This window comes from Hahella sp. HN01, from assembly GCF_018986435.1.
In the GTDB taxonomy this organism is placed as follows: Bacteria; Pseudomonadota; Gammaproteobacteria; order Pseudomonadales; family Oleiphilaceae; genus Hahella.
Genome location: NZ_JAHMIN010000029.1, coordinates 1 through 18,286 on the forward strand (window position 1 = coordinate 1; position 18,286 = coordinate 18,286).

15 protein-coding genes are annotated in these 18,286 nt (G+C 50.7%); 4 read left to right on the forward strand and 11 right to left on the reverse strand.

Annotated elements, in window-relative coordinates; all coding sequences use genetic code 11:
* Positions 1-169 precede the first annotated feature (169 nt).
* Genes KP814_RS23545 through imuA form a run of 3 tightly spaced genes read right to left on the reverse strand, consistent with a single transcriptional unit; the run spans position 170 to position 5,404 of the window.
* Complete coding sequence (locus KP814_RS23545; protein ID WP_216739064.1) at positions 170-3,268, reverse strand: error-prone DNA polymerase; 3,099 nt, start codon at positions 3,266-3,268, stop codon at positions 170-172.
* A gap of 15 nt (positions 3,269-3,283) precedes the next feature.
* Positions 3,284-4,690, reverse strand: coding sequence for a DNA polymerase Y family protein (locus KP814_RS23550; protein WP_216739065.1), 1,407 nt, complete (start codon positions 4,688-4,690; stop codon positions 3,284-3,286).
* 21 nt (positions 4,691-4,711) lie between these two features.
* The gene (imuA, locus tag KP814_RS33490; protein WP_371824087.1) at positions 4,712-5,404 is read right to left on the reverse strand and encodes a translesion DNA synthesis-associated protein ImuA; all 693 of its coding nucleotides are present in this window, start codon (positions 5,402-5,404) and stop codon (positions 4,712-4,714) included.
* 172 nt (positions 5,405-5,576) lie between these two features.
* Here imuA and KP814_RS23560 point away from each other — a divergent pair, with 172 nt between their 5' ends.
* Positions 5,577-6,065, forward strand: a complete 489-nt coding sequence (locus KP814_RS23560) for a GNAT family N-acetyltransferase (protein WP_127972315.1) — start codon at positions 5,577-5,579, stop codon at positions 6,063-6,065.
* A gap of 51 nt (positions 6,066-6,116) precedes the next feature.
* On the opposite strand, the gene KP814_RS23565 is transcribed toward KP814_RS23560, so the two are convergent.
* The gene (locus KP814_RS23565; RefSeq protein WP_216739067.1) at positions 6,117-9,011 is read right to left on the reverse strand and encodes an insulinase family protein; all 2,895 of its coding nucleotides are present in this window, start codon (positions 9,009-9,011) and stop codon (positions 6,117-6,119) included.
* Between the two features lie 274 nt (positions 9,012-9,285).
* On the opposite strand from KP814_RS23565, the gene KP814_RS23570 reads away from it, so the two are divergent.
* On the forward strand, positions 9,286-10,131 hold the full coding sequence (locus tag KP814_RS23570; protein WP_216739068.1) for a GNAT family N-acetyltransferase: 846 nt from the start codon (positions 9,286-9,288) through the stop codon (positions 10,129-10,131).
* Between the two features lie 26 nt (positions 10,132-10,157).
* On the opposite strand, the gene KP814_RS23575 is transcribed toward KP814_RS23570, so the two are convergent.
* From KP814_RS23575 to potA, 4 genes are read right to left on the reverse strand one after another with little or no spacing between them, the layout of a single operon-like run.
* Positions 10,158-11,207 (reverse strand): extracellular solute-binding protein, encoded by a 1,050-nt coding sequence (locus tag KP814_RS23575; RefSeq protein WP_216739069.1) that lies wholly within the window; start codon positions 11,205-11,207, stop codon positions 10,158-10,160.
* Positions 11,204-11,977: a spermidine/putrescine ABC transporter permease PotC gene (gene potC / locus KP814_RS23580; RefSeq protein WP_216739070.1), complete on the reverse strand. Its 774-nt coding sequence runs from the start codon at positions 11,975-11,977 to the stop codon at positions 11,204-11,206. Before potC ends, KP814_RS23575 begins: the two co-directional genes overlap by 4 nt.
* Positions 11,961-12,827, reverse strand: a complete 867-nt coding sequence (gene potB / locus KP814_RS23585; protein ID WP_127972307.1) for a spermidine/putrescine ABC transporter permease PotB — start codon at positions 12,825-12,827, stop codon at positions 11,961-11,963. Before potB ends, potC begins: the two co-directional genes overlap by 17 nt.
* Position 12,828: 1 nt before the next feature.
* Positions 12,829-13,926: a spermidine/putrescine ABC transporter ATP-binding protein PotA gene (potA, locus tag KP814_RS23590; RefSeq protein ID WP_216739071.1), complete on the reverse strand. Its 1,098-nt coding sequence runs from the start codon at positions 13,924-13,926 to the stop codon at positions 12,829-12,831.
* 202 nt (positions 13,927-14,128) lie between these two features.
* On the opposite strand from potA, the gene KP814_RS23595 reads away from it, so the two are divergent.
* Positions 14,129-14,872: an ABC transporter substrate-binding protein gene (locus KP814_RS23595; RefSeq protein ID WP_216739072.1), complete on the forward strand. Its 744-nt coding sequence runs from the start codon at positions 14,129-14,131 to the stop codon at positions 14,870-14,872.
* A 26-nt stretch (positions 14,873-14,898) separates the two neighbouring features.
* Here KP814_RS23595 and KP814_RS23600 read toward each other — a convergent pair whose 3' ends face one another.
* Positions 14,899-15,807, reverse strand: a complete 909-nt coding sequence (locus KP814_RS23600) for a U32 family peptidase (RefSeq protein WP_216739073.1) — start codon at positions 15,805-15,807, stop codon at positions 14,899-14,901.
* Between the two features lie 60 nt (positions 15,808-15,867).
* Entirely contained in the window at positions 15,868-16,866 is a 999-nt protein-coding gene (locus KP814_RS23605) for a peptidase U32 family protein (protein ID WP_216739074.1), read from the reverse strand.
* Between the two features lie 138 nt (positions 16,867-17,004).
* Between KP814_RS23605 and KP814_RS23610 the strand changes: the two genes are divergently transcribed.
* Positions 17,005-17,589 (forward strand): SCP2 domain-containing protein, encoded by a 585-nt coding sequence (locus KP814_RS23610; RefSeq protein WP_216739075.1) that lies wholly within the window; start codon positions 17,005-17,007, stop codon positions 17,587-17,589.
* A 16-nt stretch (positions 17,590-17,605) separates the two neighbouring features.
* Here KP814_RS23610 and KP814_RS23615 read toward each other — a convergent pair whose 3' ends face one another.
* A complete protein-coding gene (locus KP814_RS23615; protein WP_216739076.1) occupies positions 17,606-18,229 on the reverse strand; it encodes a LysE family translocator in 624 nt (207 codons plus the stop codon).
* Positions 18,230-18,286: the final 57 nt, after the last annotated feature.

An 18,286-nucleotide genomic window follows, 5' to 3' on the forward strand; every position in this document is an offset into this window, starting at 1 on the left:
TTCCGAACTCAGAAGTGAAACAGTCCAGCGCCGATGGTAGTGTGGATTACCCATGCAAGAGTAGGTCGTCGTCAGGCTCTTAATACGAAGAACCCGTCCTCGTGACGGGTTTTTTTTGCCTGAAATTTAACGTCGGGCCCTGCGCCACAGCTATCCCTTCTGCAAACACTCAGTGAAAGTCCCGCGAGTGTGACTCCAGACCTTCCAGATGTGACGTCAGGTCTATCAACCGGTGGGCGATGACGTGCGCAGTCCTCCCTTCGTCGTCCTTATCGATCTCCCCGTATACCATTAGCAGTCGCGACTTGACGAGAGCGTCCATCTGCGCCATCGCGGTTTTTTTCCAGACAATGATATTGATTGAGCCTGTTTCGTCTTCCAGCGTGAGAAAGGTGACTCCGGTCGAGGTTTTTGGGCGTTGTCTATTAATGACTACGCCTGCGACATGGGTCTTGAGGCCGGATTTTTGGTTTAGCAGTTCAACCGCTGTTGAGCAGTGAGGAATTAGATTGGCTTCTCGGAGATAGGCCAGGGGGTGGTCACCTAGCACTACGCCTGTGCTGGCATGATCTTCATAAATGTTGTCCAAACGGCTGGGAGGCTTGAAGTCTACGCCTCTGTATTCAAACTCGGAGAAGAGTTGATAGTAATAAAGAAAGCCTGAGCACTCCCAACGTTGCTGATATCTATTGTCGCCTAACGAAGTCAGAGCGTTGGCGGAGGCAAGGGCTTCAAGGTCTTCTCTAGTTATTTTCGGAAGATGCATTACCTGTGCGAGAGAAGTAAAACCTTCGTCGGTTCTATGCTGGATAATAGAGACTACAGCCTCTTCTGATAACCCTTTAACGAGCTTGAACCCCAGCCGTAAAGCACCTTCTTTTGTGTTGTCAGTGTGTGGTTCTAAACGGTGCTCCCAGTAACTATTATTTATATCCACGGGCAAGACGATAACGCCATGTCGTTGAGCGTCTTGGACTAATTGCCAGGGAGCATAAAAGCCCATTGGCTGGCTGTTTAAGAGTGCGCAGCAGAAAGAGGAAGGGTAATAGTATTTAAGCCAGCCCGAATGATAGGCCAGCAGCGCAAAACTGGCGGCGTGGGACTCAGGAAAGCCGTATTCGCCGAAGCCCTCTATTTGTCGACATAAACGCTGAATATATTCCTGGCGTACACCTTTGTTAAGCAGATTGGTTATCAGTTTGTCCATTAACTTGCCCATATGACCGCGGCGTTTCCAGCTAGCCATAGAGCGTCTTAGTTCTTCTGCTTCTTCGGAAGTGAAACCAGCCCCAACAATGGCTATGGCGATAACCTGTTCCTGAAAGATGGGAACGCCGAAGGTACGTTTCAGAATGGGTTTTAGCTCAGGTAACGGGACGTCTTCAGGATCTTCCAGACTATGTCGTCTACGCAGATAGGGGTGAACCATATCGCCATGAATCGGACCAGGCCTGACAATCGCCACTTGCACCACAAGATCATAGTATTTTTCTGGTCTGAGACGAGGAAGCATGTTCATTTGGGCGCGAGACTCCACCTGAAAGAGCCCAACTGTGTCGGCCTGCTGCAACATGCCATAAACTTGGGAATCTTCTTCTTTGGGGATGCTGTCCAAAGAGAACGTCTTTCCCGTTATTTCACTAATATATGTCATACATTTTTTCAGTGCTGTCAGCATGCCTAGCGCCAACACATCGACTTTCATTAATCCAAGAGACTCAAGATCGTCTTTGTCCCACTGTATGACTGTACGCTCTTCCATTGTGGCATTTTCTATTGGGACCAATTCAACTAAAGGGCCAGCGGATAAAACAAAGCCGCCTACGTGCTGAGATAAGTGCCTTGGAAAGCCTAGCAGTTCAGGTAGCAACTCTTTAAAACATGTCAGGATATGATTGTCCTGAGAAACCTGAGGCGTGATGACTTCATCTATCCAGTTCTGTCCCCGATATCGCCAGCCATAGTTAGCGATCACATTTTCGAGCTGCAATAAGTCGACTCCTAGCGCCTTACCCAAGTCCCTTATTGCGCTTTTGGGGCGATAAGTAATTACGGTTGCAGCAATGGCGCAGCGCTCACGGCCGTAGCGCCGATAGAGATATTGGATAATTTCTTCTCTGCGCGCATTTTCGAAATCCACATCAATATCTGGTGGTTCGTCACGTCCCTTGGATATAAAGCGCTCAAAAAGAAGGCTGGCTTTGGTGGGGTCAACAGCGGTTATACCAAGACAATAGCAAACCACAGAGTTTGCGGCCGAGCCTCTTCCCTGACAGAGTATGTCTGATTTTTTCGCGTAATCCACAATGTCGAAAATAGTCAGGAAGTAATACTCATATTGCAACTCACTGATGATCTTAAGTTCTTTCTCCAATGTAGCTAAAACTGATTCAGGTATGCCTTGTGGAAAACGAAGATGCGCCCCTTCATAAGTCAGGCGACGTAAATAAGCGCTAGGGTCGTCTCCTTCGGGAACGACTTCCTTGGGATATTGGTAACGGATTTCATTCAACTCAAATGTGCACCTCGCTGCGACCTTCAGGCTCTCTTGTATTGCGCTAGGGGGATAAGTTTCATGAACTTCACTTAAAGGGCGTAAATAGTTTTCCGCATTAGGAGCCAGGCGCTCTTTTATAGAGTCCACAGATTGATTGAGGCGAATTGCTGTCAGTGCGTCGTGAAGCGGCTTTCGCTCGGGCGTATGCATCTTGACTTCATTGCTGCACACAACAGGGAGGCTATAGGCCTCGGATAGCGTTTGTATAAGCTCTCGCTTTGAGCTGTCCTCTTCTGACAGGGATAGCTCCAACAATAGCCATAGACGGCCAGAGAACGCTTGTACTAACGCTGGGATAAACTCTTGATCACTTCGCTTGGGGCGCCAAAGTAGGAGGCCTTGCTTGATGCTTTCATTAAGGTCATGAGGTGAAAATCGATAGTCCCCTTTTTCTGCCTTTCTCCTGCAGTTGGTAATAAACCGGCAGAGTTCGCCATAAGCTTTTTTATGGGGCGTCAGTACGACAAAGCAATCTCCTTCATAATTAAACTCGCTGCCAATGATTAGCTTAAACGCTGAAGCTTCAGGAGTTTCCTCCCTGAGTCGGCGTAGCTCTCGCCACGCTTTGACAGCGCCGGCGACGGAGCACTCGTCCGTGATCGCCAAGGCGCTGTAGCCCTGTTCAATGGCTTGTTGCACTAGCTCTTCAGGGTGAGACGCGCCTTTTAGAAATGAATAGTTGCTTATGCAATGGAGCTCGGCGAAGGACATGGAATAATTGCTGTTTCAGGAAAAAAAACCGTGCCGGAACCACTGTTTTTCAGGGGTATGAAAAATCCAGTGCAAACTATTGTTTGGAGTGACGGCAACATAGTAGTCCCGCTTTACGGCATATTTATCCCACCAGCCCGAATCTATGCGTAGTGGCCCATGAAGCAGCTTATAAGACTCAATATTGATAAGCGGCGCCGAAGGCAGCAGCCAAACCGGCTGTGGTGAGGTGCGTGAACGTGGATGTTTTACAAGCGCGGGTAACGGCGTTTGTTGGGTTTTTAGTTCTGGTCTATGGTCGGTGGTCAGACTAAGAAAATGCACATGATCGGAGCCCAGCCGGGCAGCCAGTCGATTGAGCAAGCGTGTTTTTTCAGCAGCAATATTTTCGTTGAAATGAGCGAATAAATACTCTGACTGTTGGGGCGCTTCTTCAAAGTTGGAGGCGAAAAGCTCAACCATTACAACCGGGGCGGACAGCTCTATTCTCTCCAGGCTCTTATTCAGGATGTATAACCAGGAGTCGGGCCGGTTATCTCCCTGTGCGAGTCTGATGCTCTCTAGGGTCGGCGGTTGATGACGATGAATAAGGCGTACTTCCAAGGACTGACTAATCAGGCAGCGCTCCTGTAAAAAAAGGCAGAACTCTTTAATGGCTTTGGCTAAGTAGAAGAGCAAAGGCTGTAGGCTTTCAAATTCCTGCTCCAGGTCTAGCCGCTTTTTGAAACGGCTTGGAGGAGTAAAAGGCGAAGGCCGCCAAGGTTTGCGGCCAAGCGCGTGGTCAAGATACAAAGCAAGGTCTGCATCGATTCGATACGCAAGATCGCAGCTTGGAAGTTTGGCGATATCATAAATAGTTTTTAGACCCACCTTGCGCAGCTTATATTCAGTACGACTCTCCAGCTTCAGGCGATCTAATTTCAGGAGCTTGAGCGCCCGCCAAAAACTCTCGGCGTTTACATCTTTTTCTAGGTTTGAGCGAGCAAGGAGGCGGGCGGCTTTGGGGTGAGGCGCTGTTGCGTTCAACGTGGTAACGCCAAGGGCTGAAAACGCCTGCTGAATGTCCTGGCGCAATTGTGAAGGGCGTGTATACAGGCGTTTCATTGAGGCGACTTCCAAATACAAACCGTTAGGCTCGTCCAGGCTGACCCAAGAGGAAAAGCGGTTAGCAATTTGCGCTGCTCGATGTATTGCTTGCGTTTGCTTGTGGGGCTTTATGTGGAGAACCTGTAAGGTGGGGCATAGGCAGAATGCTGTGTTTAATAGCATCCCAGTATCCACGCCTGAGTCCGAGGCGCTCGCGTTTGCGTCAACAATGACAGAACCATTTTCCTGAATCAGAGCAATGGGAGTGGTTTCTCTGAAATCTGGACTCCACGTTTCTGCATACAGGTGTGGAAAGTAAAGATATAACCATCGCATAAGATCATACCGCCTTTGAACTTACCTGGTTCTTTCCCTACGAGCGTCACTTTCGGCTTCCGTGTGAAATGAGGAGCGCCTAAAAAGAGAGAGCGGATGTAGCGAGTCTATGGCCACTTTGGATGTCGCCCACCCTCTACGCTGTTTTAGGATCTCCACGCATAAGACTCCTTGAGAGAGCATATTTAAACGAACTCTCAATGAGCTGGGCGAGTTGGCGTACTGTCTATCCTGAAACAAGAAGCACGGCTTTTGCTGTTGAGCGGCAATAATCTGTAGTCGACGCACGTGCTCTGGTCGCATGCTCCCAGGCCATGCCAGTACCGCGGCGGACGATGAGCTTTTCAGACTTTCTTCTATCGACCAGAGCAAATCCCTGCGAGATTGAGGTTGCGTTATCAGGTTGTTGTAGAGACTTAAACCGCCATTAATTAATGCAGGCGCATATAGTGGATACGGCGGCGCTACCCACAGTATCCACTGTTCTTGATGGCTTAATGGAGCCAAAGCCGGAAACAAAAGGCTGACCTCTCCCATACCTGGTGATCTATATCCTATTTCTGTCACGCCATCCGCTGGCCATCCACCGTCGGCCAATGCTTGGTTCAAAGATGGAAAGCCAGTATCCAATCCTTTTATTGGGGCTGAAGAGAAATGTCTTCCTCGCCATATCTGGCCTCGATTAATTGCTTGTTCTAGCCCTGATTTGTTCATTGTCTGAGTAGAATTAAGTTTAAATAAAAACACTGTATATAAAAACAGTATTTTTGTCAAAATGGAGATTACTTACTCTTTTTTAGGCCATGGATATTCAGTTATGCTTCCAAACGGCCCCGCTTAAATAAGCGGTTACAGGAAAAGCGAAACATGTGACAACGAGGCATTCATGGAAATAAGAGAGGCGTTAGAACAGGACTTTGAGCAGATTTGGCGGATATTTCACTCTGTGGCTGTCGCGGGAGAAACCTATGCTTACGCCCCTGACACAAGTAAAGAGGAAGCCTACGAATTATGGTTGCGGCAGCCACAGAAAACCTATGTCGCAGTTGAAGGCGATACAGTCCTGGGAACCTATTACCTGAAACAAAATCAATTGGGGTTGGGCTCCCATGTCAGCAATTGTGGCTACATGGTGGCGGAAGCCGCCCGTGGCAAAGGTGTGGCGGCGTCCCTGTGCGAACACTCGCAGGCCATGGCGAAAAAGTATGGGTACAAAGCCATGCAATTCAATTTTGTGGTATCCACTAACGAAGTCGCGGTTAATCTGTGGCGCAAGTTGGGCTATGACATCGCCGGCCGCCTTCCCAAAGCCTTCCGTCACTCAAAGCTTGGACTGGTGGATGCGTTGGTTATGTATAAGTGGCTGGGGGACTAAGACTTGGTGGAGGCTAGCCCATAGGTGGCGTCACCTATGGGCAGTTTTAAATTACTGCCTGCTAAGCATTATCTCAGCACTTTCGAGCTGTGGTGACTCCAAGACCCATTTTGGGTTTTTGTCATGGAACTTTTCTAATGAGCCTAATAAGGTATCTGATATTTTGGATTTCCATTTGGAACCAATAGCGTGAGATTTTCCTTCAATAAGTACGGACAATACCCGCTTATTTTTGCTTACAAAACTGTTTCTATACCACTCGATGAAGCTATCTTTAGAGATCGACTTTATTGCATCCGCCATACGTGCTTCGCTGTCAAAATGGAGGCTTCCATTCGCAATTTCTCTCCAGTATAAAGAAGACTTCTCTTGTGTTTTTTTCGGGGCGTTAAGCTCTGCCGTTAAAGAGTTTTTAAACACGTCAAAGTCGTTATCCTGCATACTTGTCAACCGCCCCTGGAAGTATTCCAAAAAGCTTAGTGTTTCTTGCTCTAATCTATCCGGCGCGGAAACAGGCGACTGCATGATGAAATTCATGCCAGGAATATTCAAATAATTACTAATAGTTGCGTGCACTACATAGCCAAGCTGTTTTTCTGTGCGTAACTCTTTGAAGAAAGAGTCAGATAACATTTTTTCCAGAAGACCAAAGTTTGCTTGCTCACTATAACTTGCAGAGTTGCCTTGGACATATATCATAGAGACAGAGTCAGTGAACTCTGACTCCTCAATAACATGCGTGATTCCTAATGGTAGACGAGTAATATACTCTCTTACTTTAGCGGAGTTGGTTTCGCTGATAATTGTATCTGAAATCATTTTGCTCCATTTTTCAGCCTGTGGTTTCTCAATGTTTCCATAGGAAAAAGTGGTTACATGTAGATTGTCTCTAAAGTCGCCCAAGAGATTAATCATTCTGGGATAAGATGCTTCGCGCATACCTGAAGCGAGCTCAGCTAAGCCATAGCTAGGTAAGTGAATAATTTCATCTGTAAAAAAATTGGCCATAACCAATGGATGTGTCCGCTCTTTATATTTTTTTAAGTGATACATCCAGCCATAGCGATATTCTTCGTAATGGCGTTCTTTCTCACGAAAATCCTTGATTTCATTAAGTACATTCGTAAGTAAGAGTTCTATGCTTTCGGGATAGCCTTGAAACTGCAGTTCAAAGCCGTTTTTAACCCTGCTAATATTCAGACTGGTGTTAATTTCTTCAGCAATGGATAGCTGCTCTTTAAGTTTGTCTTGCAATAGACTCCAAAATAATTGGGATAACGCTGAAGAGCGTCGGTCTTGATCCATCTCGGGTGATCGCAGTAATACGTAATAATAGGCAAGTGGGCTGCCGACCTCAGTGTTTTTTCCATGCCATGCATTAATATTGGGGTGAGAGCTGAGCCTATGAGGCTCGTCATCTGAGCCACTTATAACTTCTATCTCGCCCTTCGGCAAAAATTGGTTGGCGGAAGGAAGAAGAAATCCATAATCGCCTTTAGGCTTATAATGCTTTTGATCAGAAACCGAAAGCTTATTAGCGGAATAGGCCGTATGAAACCATTTTGTTTCACCAGATACTATAAAATTAGGGTGTGCGATAACAGCTATCATGTTGTCTGGGCGTATGGCGTCTAGTAACTTCTGATAAAGCTGTGGTTTAAACTCTTCCGACACGTAGCCTTTGGCTAATGCATAATTCGGCCCATAGCGACGTAAATTACTCGTGGTTTCTGTGATGTTTAGCGACTCAAAGAAACACTTTTGCAGGCCTTTATGTTTCAGAAATTCTTTATATCTCCATTCATCCAGTGGTTCTTTTTTTAATAAATCAGCATAGGCCATTAAGCGTCGGATGACATCCCAGTACTGCTCGCCTCCTTGATAGTATAAGTCGATGTATATCTCTATCCTTGATGCATCGGGGTCGCTTGTATTGAACTGAACTGATAAACCACTGGCATAATCATTATCGCGTAAGCTGCTGGACAGTGTGTTGGGAACCTGTTGCTCCAGTAGGTAGCTTATAAACTCTTCTGGCGCTGACTTAAACTCACTTCGAATATTTTCGATTGGAAAATATAGGATCATATATCTTTCGTCGTCATTGAGTTTGGCTTTAACAATAGAAGGAACTTTCTCCAAGCTCAATGCTTTCGGGGGCGACGGTGGCGTTGCTGAAGGTCGTATAGGTAGGTGGCTAAACCTGTCTTTCAACAATGTTTCAAGTAGCTCATTGGATTGCGGAGCGCTTACAACAAGCACCATCTTGTCTGCGCTATAGTGAGCTTCCCACCAAGCTCTAACACGCTGCGCCAGCTCTGCATCGCTAAATGCGGCAAAAGATTTTCGGTTGCCCATACCGAAACGAGTGATCGGATGACGATCTGCGAAGGACTCAGCGGCGACCTCGCTTAATCGCCAGTAGTACATGTCTTTTCTATACCGATATTCCGCTTGGATTGCCTTTCTCTCCCTGCCTACATATTTAGTATCAAGGGTAGGGGCGGCCATAGCGTCGGAAAAAAGGTCCAGGGCTTTCTCTAAGTGCTCTGGATCAACATCAAAGTGGTAGTTTGTAGCCTCATAGTCCGTAGTGGCGTTTATTGACCCCCCATGCTGAGCGAGAAAAGACTGTAAACTGTCAACAGCTGGATAATTTTTTGATCCAAGAAAAAGCATGTGCTCTAGAAAATGAGCCATGCCAAGAATGTCCTCGGGATCTTGTTGAGTTCCTACGCCAACTTCCAGCGAGAAACGTGCTTTATTTAGAGAAGGGTCAGATATGGTTAGTACCCTTAGGCCATTATCAAGCTGCCTATGAGAATAAGTTTTTGGAAACTTGCACTCTTTAGGAAGCAATGGGTTGATTTCTTCAGCGTAAGCGCTAGCAGAGAGAACTAAAGCACAGGATAAGTAAATGAAGTGTGTAATACAGCGAAAAGACACTAAAAACTCCAATGATCAGACTAATCTGGTTGGGGGAATTACTATTTATCAGGGGGTATGGGGCGACTGCATTGATGGGAATGCTACGACAGGGATGATTCCGTTCGATGAAGCTCCAGCATACTACTGGTTAACAAGCGCGCTATTTTATAAGCTTTTTCCCAAAAGATTAACTAAATTTTAGAAAACAAGTGACGGGCATATTAACTTCAGCCTGTTGGGCAGGCATTACCAACGTCCAGTAATGTGAGTAGACGTAATAAAGGAGCACCCCATGCCAAGCCTGGGATTACAGACTGATTTGGTGTTCAGCCAGTATTCCGGTGTGGTTGAGGATGTGGGTCGGTATGTTGTGATTACCACGCCGAGCAATCCGAATTATTACTTTGGCAATTATCTGTTGTTGAAGGCGCCGCCGCAGGCGGGGCAGTGGACTGATTTGGAGTTGGATTTTGCGCGTTATGTTGGCGCGCCGCCGCGGATTAAGCATTTTGCGTTTCAGTGGCGCGTCAGCGGTGAAGAGGACGGGGCTGATATGAGCGGTTTTATGCAGCGGGGTTATGAGTACATGGAATGTGCGGTCCTCACTGCGAGGCAAGCAGCGCTGTTAGAGCCGCAGAAGGTTAACGCTGATATTGATGTGCGGACGCTGCAGTCGGAGGAAGATTGGCGCGCTTGGTATGAGCTTGAGCTGCAGGAGCGGGATGTCGATCAGCCGAAGGAGGAGTATGTCGCCTTCCTTCAAGGCGTTCGGGATATGTACCGCAGCATGATCGTTGCGGGAAGAGGAGATTGGTTCGGCGCGTTTCAGCAGGGAGAGTTGGTGGGCAGTGTTGGTCTCTTTTTTTATGAGCGTATCGGCCGGTTTCAGAACGTGCTGACCAAGTCCTCCCATCGAAGCAGGGGGATATGCCACACACTGGTGCACGCCGTCGCCAAAGCGGGTTTTGATCGGGCAGATATATTGGTCATGGTGGCGGATGAAAACTACCACGCTGCGCGAATTTATGAATCCTTGGGCTTTCGACCCAGCGAGCGACAGGCGAGTCTGTGTCGTCGTAATGAGGGTGGGAGTCAGTTGAACGGGGAGAGTGGTGAGAAGACAAGCAAGCCGGAATAACTCTCCGGCCTGCTTTTGAACTGCGATCAGTTGCCGGTTTTCAGCTTCTGCCAGTAATCGTTATAAATTTCCATGGCTTCGCCTACGTCCTGCTGGAAGTCGCCTTTCTGGATGACTTCGGCGGGTGGGAAGATGGTTTGATTGTTACGCAGCTTTTCGTCCAGCAGGCTCAGCGCTGATTTGTTGGGAGTGGCGTAGCCGATAAACTCCACGCAACGCTTGGCGATTTCCGGTTGCAGCATGAAGTCGATGAACTTGAGCGCATTTTCCTTATGCTCAGCGCCAGCGGGAATGGCGAAGCTGTCCACCCAGAATGCCGCGCCTTCTTTGGGATAAATATACTGGATGTCCGGGTTTTCCTGTTGCGCCTGAATCACTTCTCCGTTCCAGATCATGCCTAGGTTGACGTCGCCGGCCATATAAGGCTCACGGGGCGCGTCTGAGTTATAAACCAACACGTTAGGCATCAGTGTTTTCAGCAGCTCATAAGCCTGTTTGATTTCCGCAGGATCAGTGGAGTTGCCGGAGTGGCCGTTAATTTTCAACGCCATGTGGAACACTTCGCGAACGTCATCAGTCAGCAGCAGGCTGCCTTTCCATTTGGGGTCCCACAGATCTTTCCAGGAGGTAATGCTCTTGGGATCGATCGCTTCCGCATTAATGCCAATGCCCGTGCTGCCCCAAGTGTAGGGGATACTGTATTGGTTGTCCGGATCGTAGGGTTTGTTCAGCAGGTTCGGGTCCAGATGCTTGAAGTTGGAAAGCTTGGACTTATCGATTGGCGCCAACAGACCTTCTTTGCGCATTTTCGAGATGTAGTAGCCAGAAGGCACGACGACGTCATAGCCTTTGCCTTTTTGTAGTTGGACTTTGGCGTACATGACCTCGTTGCTTTCGTAAGTGGCGTACTCCACTTCAATGCCGGTCTTGGCGGTGAACTCGTCCAGCACGCCTTCAGGTATGTATTCCGTCCAGTTGTACACGACCACTTTTTCCGCCGCCCGGGCTGTGCCTATAGCGGCGAACAGGAAGCCTGCCGCGAAGAGGAAGCCAGTTACAAAGGAGGTTTTTTTCATGCTTCGGTTTTCCTTTTCATAAGTAGCGTCACCACCGTGACAAGAGTTAAAGAAATAAACAGCAATACTGTGGCCAACACATTCACTTCAGGCGAAATGCCCACCTTCACCATTGAGAACACCCGAATGGGCAGAATCTCAAAACCGGGTCCGGTCACGAATGAGCTGATAATGACATCGTCCAGAGACAGTGTGAAACTCAGCAGCCAGCCGGAAATAACGGCGGGCAGGATAATCGGTAAAATGATCAGGCGAAAGATGCGGCTTTCACTGGCGCCTAAATCCTGCGCCGCTTCCAGTAAATTATCGTCAAACCCTTTCAATTGAGCGTAAACGGTAATCACGACAAAAGGCAGGCAGAACGTGATGTGGGCGATCAACAGGGACCAGAATCCCAGCTGAATTCCCAGTGCGATAAAAATAACCAGGAAGGTTATCGCCAGGACGATATCCGGCGACATCATCACCACGAACAATAAGCTGCCGGCGGTTTTCTTGAGGGGAAACTTATAGCGATAGATCGCCAGCGCCATTAACGCCCCAATGACTGTCGCCGCTGTCGCGGACAGACAGGCGATAAGCAGAGAGTTACCGAAGGCGTCCATCAACGCATCGTTATTCCACAGCTTTTCATACCAGCGCCAGGAGAAGCCTTTCCAGTCATAGCCGTACTTGGATTCATTGAACGAGTTGACCACCAGCACCAGTATGGGCAGATACAGGTACAGGAAGATCAGGCCGAGAAAACCGGACTTAAAGATTCTGATCATCGAGGCCTCCCATGCGCTGTACTTTCTTGTTGGCGGCGTAATACAGCCATAACATCATCCCCATGATGACAATCAGGGTGACGCTGAAAGCGGAGCCGAACGGCCAGTCCCGCACCACCAGGAACTGATTCTTGATGATGTTGCCCAACAGCAGGTTCTTGGCGCCGCCGAGCAGATCCGCCACATAGAACATGCCCATGGCGGGCAGGAATACAATCAAACATCCAGCGACGACCCCCGGCATGGTGAGCGGCAGTACGATGTGATAGAAGCGCTGCCAGAATCCCGCGCCCAGATCGTGGCCAGCCTCAATAAGATCCTTGTCCAGCTTGTCGAAGCTGGAGATCAACGGCAGGGCCATAAAGGGCAGCAGGATGTAAGTCAGGCCGAACACGACCGCGAACTCGGTATAAATCATCTGAATAGGGGCATCGATGACGCCAATGGCCTCCAGCACCCAGTTGAACAGGCCTTTATTGCCGAGCAAAAGCTTGATGGCGTAGGTGCGTATCAGGCTGTTGGTCCAAAAGGGGATGATCATCAGGAACATCATGAAGGCGCGCCAGGCCGGTGACATCTTGGCGACAATGTAGGCGAACGGGTAGCCGAGCAACAGACAGATCAGCGTCGCCTTGGCGGACAGCGCCAGACTCTGCCAGAAAACGTCGGCGTAAAGGGGCTCCCAGATACGGGCGTAGGCGTCCAGTGTCATCGGCCAGACCGCCAGATGCTCGGAGTCAGGCGTCATTACGCTGGTCAGCACTACCAGAAAGTGGGGCGCCAGAACGAACAACGCCAGCCAGGCCAGCGTCAAAATGATAATGAAACGGCGAAAAGGCGATTGGCTCACGTCAGGACTCCGCTTTGATCACGTGTTCCCAGCCATGCACCCAATCGACCCAGACTTTCTGATTGATGCTGTAGTCGAAGTCAGGATCGTCTTCATCAAAGAATTCACTGGCCATGATGGTCTGTCCTGACGGCAACTGGATCTGTGAGTCCAGGGTCTGTCCGGTGTAATTGCGCTCCAGTACTTTTCCTGAGAAACCAGGACGATCTGGCGCATCCTCCAGATATTCAATCCTCAAGTCTTCCGGGCGCAGTAATACATGTACTTTATCGCCCGCCTCGAAACGGCGGTCTGCGTGAATCTCACGCTTGAAGCCGTCCATCGCGGCGAGATAGCGGTAATCCCCCAGGTTTTCCAGGATTTCCGCGTTGAATACGTTGATTTCCCCAATAAAGCTGGCGACGAACAGATTATTCGGGCACTCGTATATTTCACGCGGTGTGCCTACCTGCTGCGCCTGACCATTGTGCATGACCAGAACGCGGTCGGACATGGACAGGGCTTCTTCCTGATCGTGGGTGACGTAGATAAAGGTGATGCCCAGCTTGCGCTGTAACTGTTTCAGCTCCATCTGCATCTGTTGGCGCAGTTTGTAATCCAGGGCGCTGAGGGATTCGTCCAGCAGCAATACTTTGGGGCGATTCACTACCGCGCGGGCGATAGCGACGCGCTGTTTCTGACCGCCTGACAGCTGATGCGGTTTACGCGTGGCGAAATCAGACAGGCGTACGGTGGCTAACGCCTCTTTTACGCGTTCGGCGATTTCCGGCTTGCTGACCTTGGCCATTTTCAGACCGAAGGCCACATTGTCGAACACGGTCATATGGGGGAACAGGGCGTAACTCTGAAACACCGTATTCACCGGTCGCTTTTCCGCGGACAGCTTGGAAACATCCTGCCCGTTCAGCATGATGCGCCCTTCATCCGCGCCCTCAAATCCGGCGATCAGGCGCAGCACGGTGGTTTTGCCGCAGCCTGACGGCCCCAAAATCGTAAAGAATTCTCCGTCTTCAATGCTCAAGTTGAAGCCCGACAGCACTTCTTGCGTATCAAAACGTTTGGTGATGTCGGCAAGCGTAAGAATGGGCGGTTTGCTCAATGTGTATAACCCTGACTCTGTGACTCCGCGAAAATCGCGGGAAAAGTGACTTTTCTGGCAACGTTTAACGTATGACCCTCTTCAACCCCGCGATTAAAGTGGATTGCATGGCCAACGTCAATTCCGGTCTAAGACTTAATGTCTATACTTTAGCCAGAAGTGACGAAATGACGCCTGTGAACAACGCAATTAGGAGGCTTTAATGAAGCGCCTTATTCTATCTGTTTTGACTGTCTTTATCGCCGCTGTAGGTCTTGAGGTGAGGGCTGAAGGTAAGAACGTGCAATTGACGTCCCTGGACTGGCCGCCCTATACCTCGGAAGGTCTGGCCAACCAGGGCGCCAGCGCGGCGGTGGCCAAAGAGGCGTTCGCCGCCATGGGTTACACGTTGGAAGTGAAATTCTACCCCTGGAAGCGCGCCGTGGCCCTGGCCAAGAACGATCCGGCCTATGACGGCTATTTCCCTGAGTACTACGCCAAAGAGCTGGAAGACGATTTTATTCTGTCCGAGCCGATGGGCTCAGGCCCTTTGGGTTTCGCCCAGCGTAAAAATCATCAGATTGACTGGTCAGCGCTGCCGGACCTCGCCAAATATCGCATCGGCGTGGTCAGTGGTTATGTGAATACCGCTGAGTTTGACGACATGGTGGCCAACAAACAGCTCAATGCGAGCGAGGCGGGAGATGACGTGAAGAACCTGATGAAGCTGGTGTCTGACCGTATCGATCTGGCTGTGGTGGACAAAAACGTCATGAAATACCTGTTATCCACTGAGGCGAGCCTTAAATCCGCCGCGGGCGCGATTGAGTTCAACCCGACCTTACTGGAAGACAAGAAGCTTTATATCTGCTTCAAAAAAGGCCCTCGTGGGGAAGAGCTCGCCAAGGTGTTCAGCGAGGGCCTGAAAAAGATCGACGTCGATAAAATCATGCAGGGATATTTTTAAGCCTGCTTTTGTCTCCGGGATAAGCCTCAGGAGAGATGAGGCGTTTCCTGCGGTCCCGCCGCCAGCTCCATGCCTGGGATTCGGCTCCAGTATCCATTGCTGTGGTTGAGCTGGTATGGCAGGACTTTGTCCTGCTCCTGTTTGAGCGCCAGCGCTAAACTCTCTGCGACCCGCAGGGTATCCGGCGACTCAGGGCTTAGACGAATCACATTCACGCCTGCATGCTGCAGATCGCGCCATTGATTCAGCAGGTGATAACACTTGCCGGACTGCGTCTGAATGCCGTTGAGGTTGAACAAGGTTTCGCCTTCCTGGCTTCGTGTGGGAATGCCTTGAGGGTATTTCTTGCAGACGAAACGACAGTCGTCTTTGGGCAATCCCTCTGATCTGGCTGTGAAGCAGCGGGCGGAGAGCGCAAGGGGAAGATGACCGTATGCGAATAACTCAGTTTCAATGGGGGAGGCGAGACTCCCCAGAATGCCTTCCAGGGCGTGACGGCTGATTTCTACGGGCGGCGTCCAGCGTTTAGCGCCTGCTTGTCGCATGATTTCCAGCGCTGGCGCGTTATAGATATTCAGGTAAGGGCCGGCGATGAAAGGCCTTCCGGCTTCCGACATCAGGTGCGCCGCCGCCATGTCATTGGCTTCCACGCTCAGGCGTTCGTTTGCATTGGCCGCTTTGCAGATAGCGCGCAGGGACTTTAATTCTGATTCCGCTTCTATCAACGCAAGGGTGGAAAGCGCGACTTCTTTTCCGGCATCAAGCAGTGAATCGGCGATGTCCAGCCAGTCGCGCAAGTTCATCTCCCGGCGCTTGGAGCAGACAGTTTCTCCGAGATAGACAATATCGACCGGCGCGGCGGCGACTTGGGAATAGAATTGAACGACCATGTCTTTTGGCCAGAAATAAGGCAGGGGACCCAGAGATATTTTCATAGTACTGCGCCTTCTGTTGGTGGTTCGGGCATACGCGACCTGAGGTATGCGCCCGCTGATTTACTGCCAGGGACGTGAATACGCGCCCAATGTGGTTTGCGCGCCCTCAGACAGCGCCTGTAACGCCTCCAGCCAATCTTGCTGACATCGGAACGCCGCAGGCTCGCGCTGGAAGCAATCGAGGGCCTGACGCCAGGTGGACACGACCTGTGCGACATAAGACGGGCTGCGCTGCCGGCCTTCTATCTTCACCGCTTTGACGCCGGTCGCGGCGAGTTCTGGAATGAGATCGAGGGTATTCAGGCTGGTCGGCTCTTCAAAAACATGAAAAGCATGGCTGTCGCCGGCGTCAAAGCGTCCCTTGCATAAAGTGGGATAACCGGCGTTTTCGTCCGCTTCGAAGCGATCAATGAGAGAGCCGTTTAGGCGGGACTCCAGGCGTCCGTCTTTCTGTTCCCACTTTACGAACTTGGCGGGCGAGCAGGCGCCGCTGTTGTTGGGCGATTCACCGGTCATGTAGGACGACATATAGCAGCGCCCCTCGGCCATGATGCACAGGCTGCCGAAAGCGAAGACTTCCAGATCAACCGGGCTTTGCGACGCCACCTGCCGCACCTGCGGCAAAGACAAGACTCTGGGCAGGACCGCCCGTTTGATATTGAAACGGTTGTAATAGAAGCGCAGCGCTTCATAGTTGGTGGCGGAGCCCTGTACGGAGAGATGCAGATTAAGCTGGGGATATTGGCGGGCGGCGTAATCCATGACGCCAATATCGGCGGCGATCAGCGCATCCGCCTGTAATCCGGCGACTTTATCCACTGCGTTGCGCCAGCGCTCCCAACCTTGGGATTGCGCATAGGTATTGATGGCGACGAAGAGCTTCACGCCACGGTCGCGGGCGTAAGCCAGCGCCTGTTGAGCTTTGGCGTCGTCGAAATTCAGCCCGGCGAAATGGCGGGCGTTGGTATCGTCTTTGAATCCGATGTAAACAGCGTCGGCGCCATTATCCACGGCGGCGCGAAGAGCGGGAGGACTTCCCGCCGGACAAACCAGCTCCATTGCATACTCCCAGGGCGGCAAATGCAGGTAAGGTAGCAAAAGCGCTGTGTGGGGGATTTGATGGAAATCAATATGCCCCGGGTCCTGAGTCTATTTAATAACGGCGACTAAACGCTGCGACAAGGGAGACTGATGTTCATGTTCAAAAGCCCGCTGCAATTATCCAAAGAGCTTGCCGCCGCGTTGCCGGCGCTGACAGATGTGGTGCGCCGGCCGGGACGCTATCTGCTGCATCCCCTGGCGCGCACGCCGTTTCCGTTCCAGGCCGCGCTTATTCGCAAGCTGCTGCAGGACGGCTTCGGCGAGGCGATCAGAGAAGGAGAGTTCGACTCTCTTATCCATCGCTGGGTCAAAGTGACGGTGGTGGATTTGGAGCTGAGCTGGAGCCTGAGTCTTGGTGAGGATCGCTCCATCAGAGTGGCGCGGACGGAAACGGCGGATACGGAAATCCGAGGCGATTCCGCCGCCTTTGCCTTGATTGCGGGTCGCAAGATGGACCCGGATACGCTGTTTTTTCAACGCCGGATTGTGATTCTCGGAGATACGGAGCTGGGCCATGAGATGAAGAATCTGTTGGATACCGGCGATCTCAACGACCTGCCTGCGCCCGTCCATAAGATGCTGGAGCTGGCATCCTCCGCCGCTGCTTATTGGGAAGCCTCCAAACGGGATCTGGCGGCGGCGCTGAGCTATAAAATTCCCGTTACGCCGCAAACCTCCTGACGTCTGAAAACCCGCGTCAGAAAAACGCCAGCCAGGCTCCGACGCCGATCATTAAGGTCCCAGCGATACGGTTCAACAAGCGGACGTTATCGCCTTGCAGCAAGAAGTGGCGCAGCGTGCGGCCGCCGCTGGCGTATAACACCAGGCAGAAAAATTCCACAATCAACAGGATCGAAACCAAGGTCGCCAATTGCGGCGCCATTGGAGCGTCGGTTGAAATGAAGGGCGGCAACAGCGACACCATAAACGCCCAGCCCTTGGGGTTGGAAATCGCCGTCACAAAGCCCTGTGTAGCCAGCTCGGTGGGACTGGCGACGCGGGAGTCCTCCATCTTCTCGGGAATGGCCATTTTGCCCCGGGACAGCCACATCTGTACGCCAAGGTAGGCGAGGTAAGCGCCCCCGACGTACTTAAGCACGGAGAACACCTGCGGATACTGCAGCATCAACGTGGCGACGCCTACGACAGAGGCGACGGAGACAATGCCGACGCCGATCAATTCGCCCCACATCATCCAGAACGTACGCTTCAAACCAATGCTTAATCCCATGGTCAACGCCAGCGTCATGCACATGCCCGGGGTGGCGGACACAAACAGGCAGGTGGAGAGAAACACCAGAAACACGGAATAGTCGGTCATACAGCGGTCGTCCTGAAAGCGATGGTCAAGCGGATGGCGTTAGGGGAATAAATCAGA

What these genes read in the sequence shown, in the direction of transcription:
- potC (WP_216739070.1), bottom strand. Translation starts at nt 11,977, where the DNA reads ATGATCAGAATCTTTAAGTCCGGTTTTCTCGGCCTGATCTTCCTGTAC.
- KP814_RS23605 (WP_216739074.1), bottom strand. Translation starts at nt 16,866, where the DNA reads ATGGAGCTGGTTTGTCCGGCGGGAAGTCCTCCCGCTCTTCGCGCCGCC.
- KP814_RS23615 (WP_216739076.1), bottom strand. Translation starts at nt 18,229, where the DNA reads ATGACCGACTATTCCGTGTTTCTGGTGTTTCTCTCCACCTGCCTGTTT.
- KP814_RS23575 (WP_216739069.1), bottom strand. Translation starts at nt 11,207, where the DNA reads ATGAAAAAAACCTCCTTTGTAACTGGCTTCCTCTTCGCGGCAGGCTTC.
- KP814_RS23595 (WP_216739072.1), top strand. Translation starts at nt 14,129, where the DNA reads ATGAAGCGCCTTATTCTATCTGTTTTGACTGTCTTTATCGCCGCTGTA.
- KP814_RS23600 (WP_216739073.1), bottom strand. Translation starts at nt 15,807, where the DNA reads ATGAAAATATCTCTGGGTCCCCTGCCTTATTTCTGGCCAAAAGACATG.
- KP814_RS23570 (WP_216739068.1), top strand. Translation starts at nt 9,286, where the DNA reads ATGCCAAGCCTGGGATTACAGACTGATTTGGTGTTCAGCCAGTATTCC.
- KP814_RS23560 (WP_127972315.1), top strand. Translation starts at nt 5,577, where the DNA reads ATGGAAATAAGAGAGGCGTTAGAACAGGACTTTGAGCAGATTTGGCGG.
- KP814_RS23610 (WP_216739075.1), top strand. Translation starts at nt 17,005, where the DNA reads ATGTTCAAAAGCCCGCTGCAATTATCCAAAGAGCTTGCCGCCGCGTTG.
- KP814_RS23545 (WP_216739064.1), bottom strand. Translation starts at nt 3,268, where the DNA reads ATGTCCTTCGCCGAGCTCCATTGCATAAGCAACTATTCATTTCTAAAA.
- imuA (WP_371824087.1), bottom strand. Translation starts at nt 5,404, where the DNA reads ATGAACAAATCAGGGCTAGAACAAGCAATTAATCGAGGCCAGATATGG.
- KP814_RS23550 (WP_216739065.1), bottom strand. Translation starts at nt 4,690, where the DNA reads ATGCGATGGTTATATCTTTACTTTCCACACCTGTATGCAGAAACGTGG.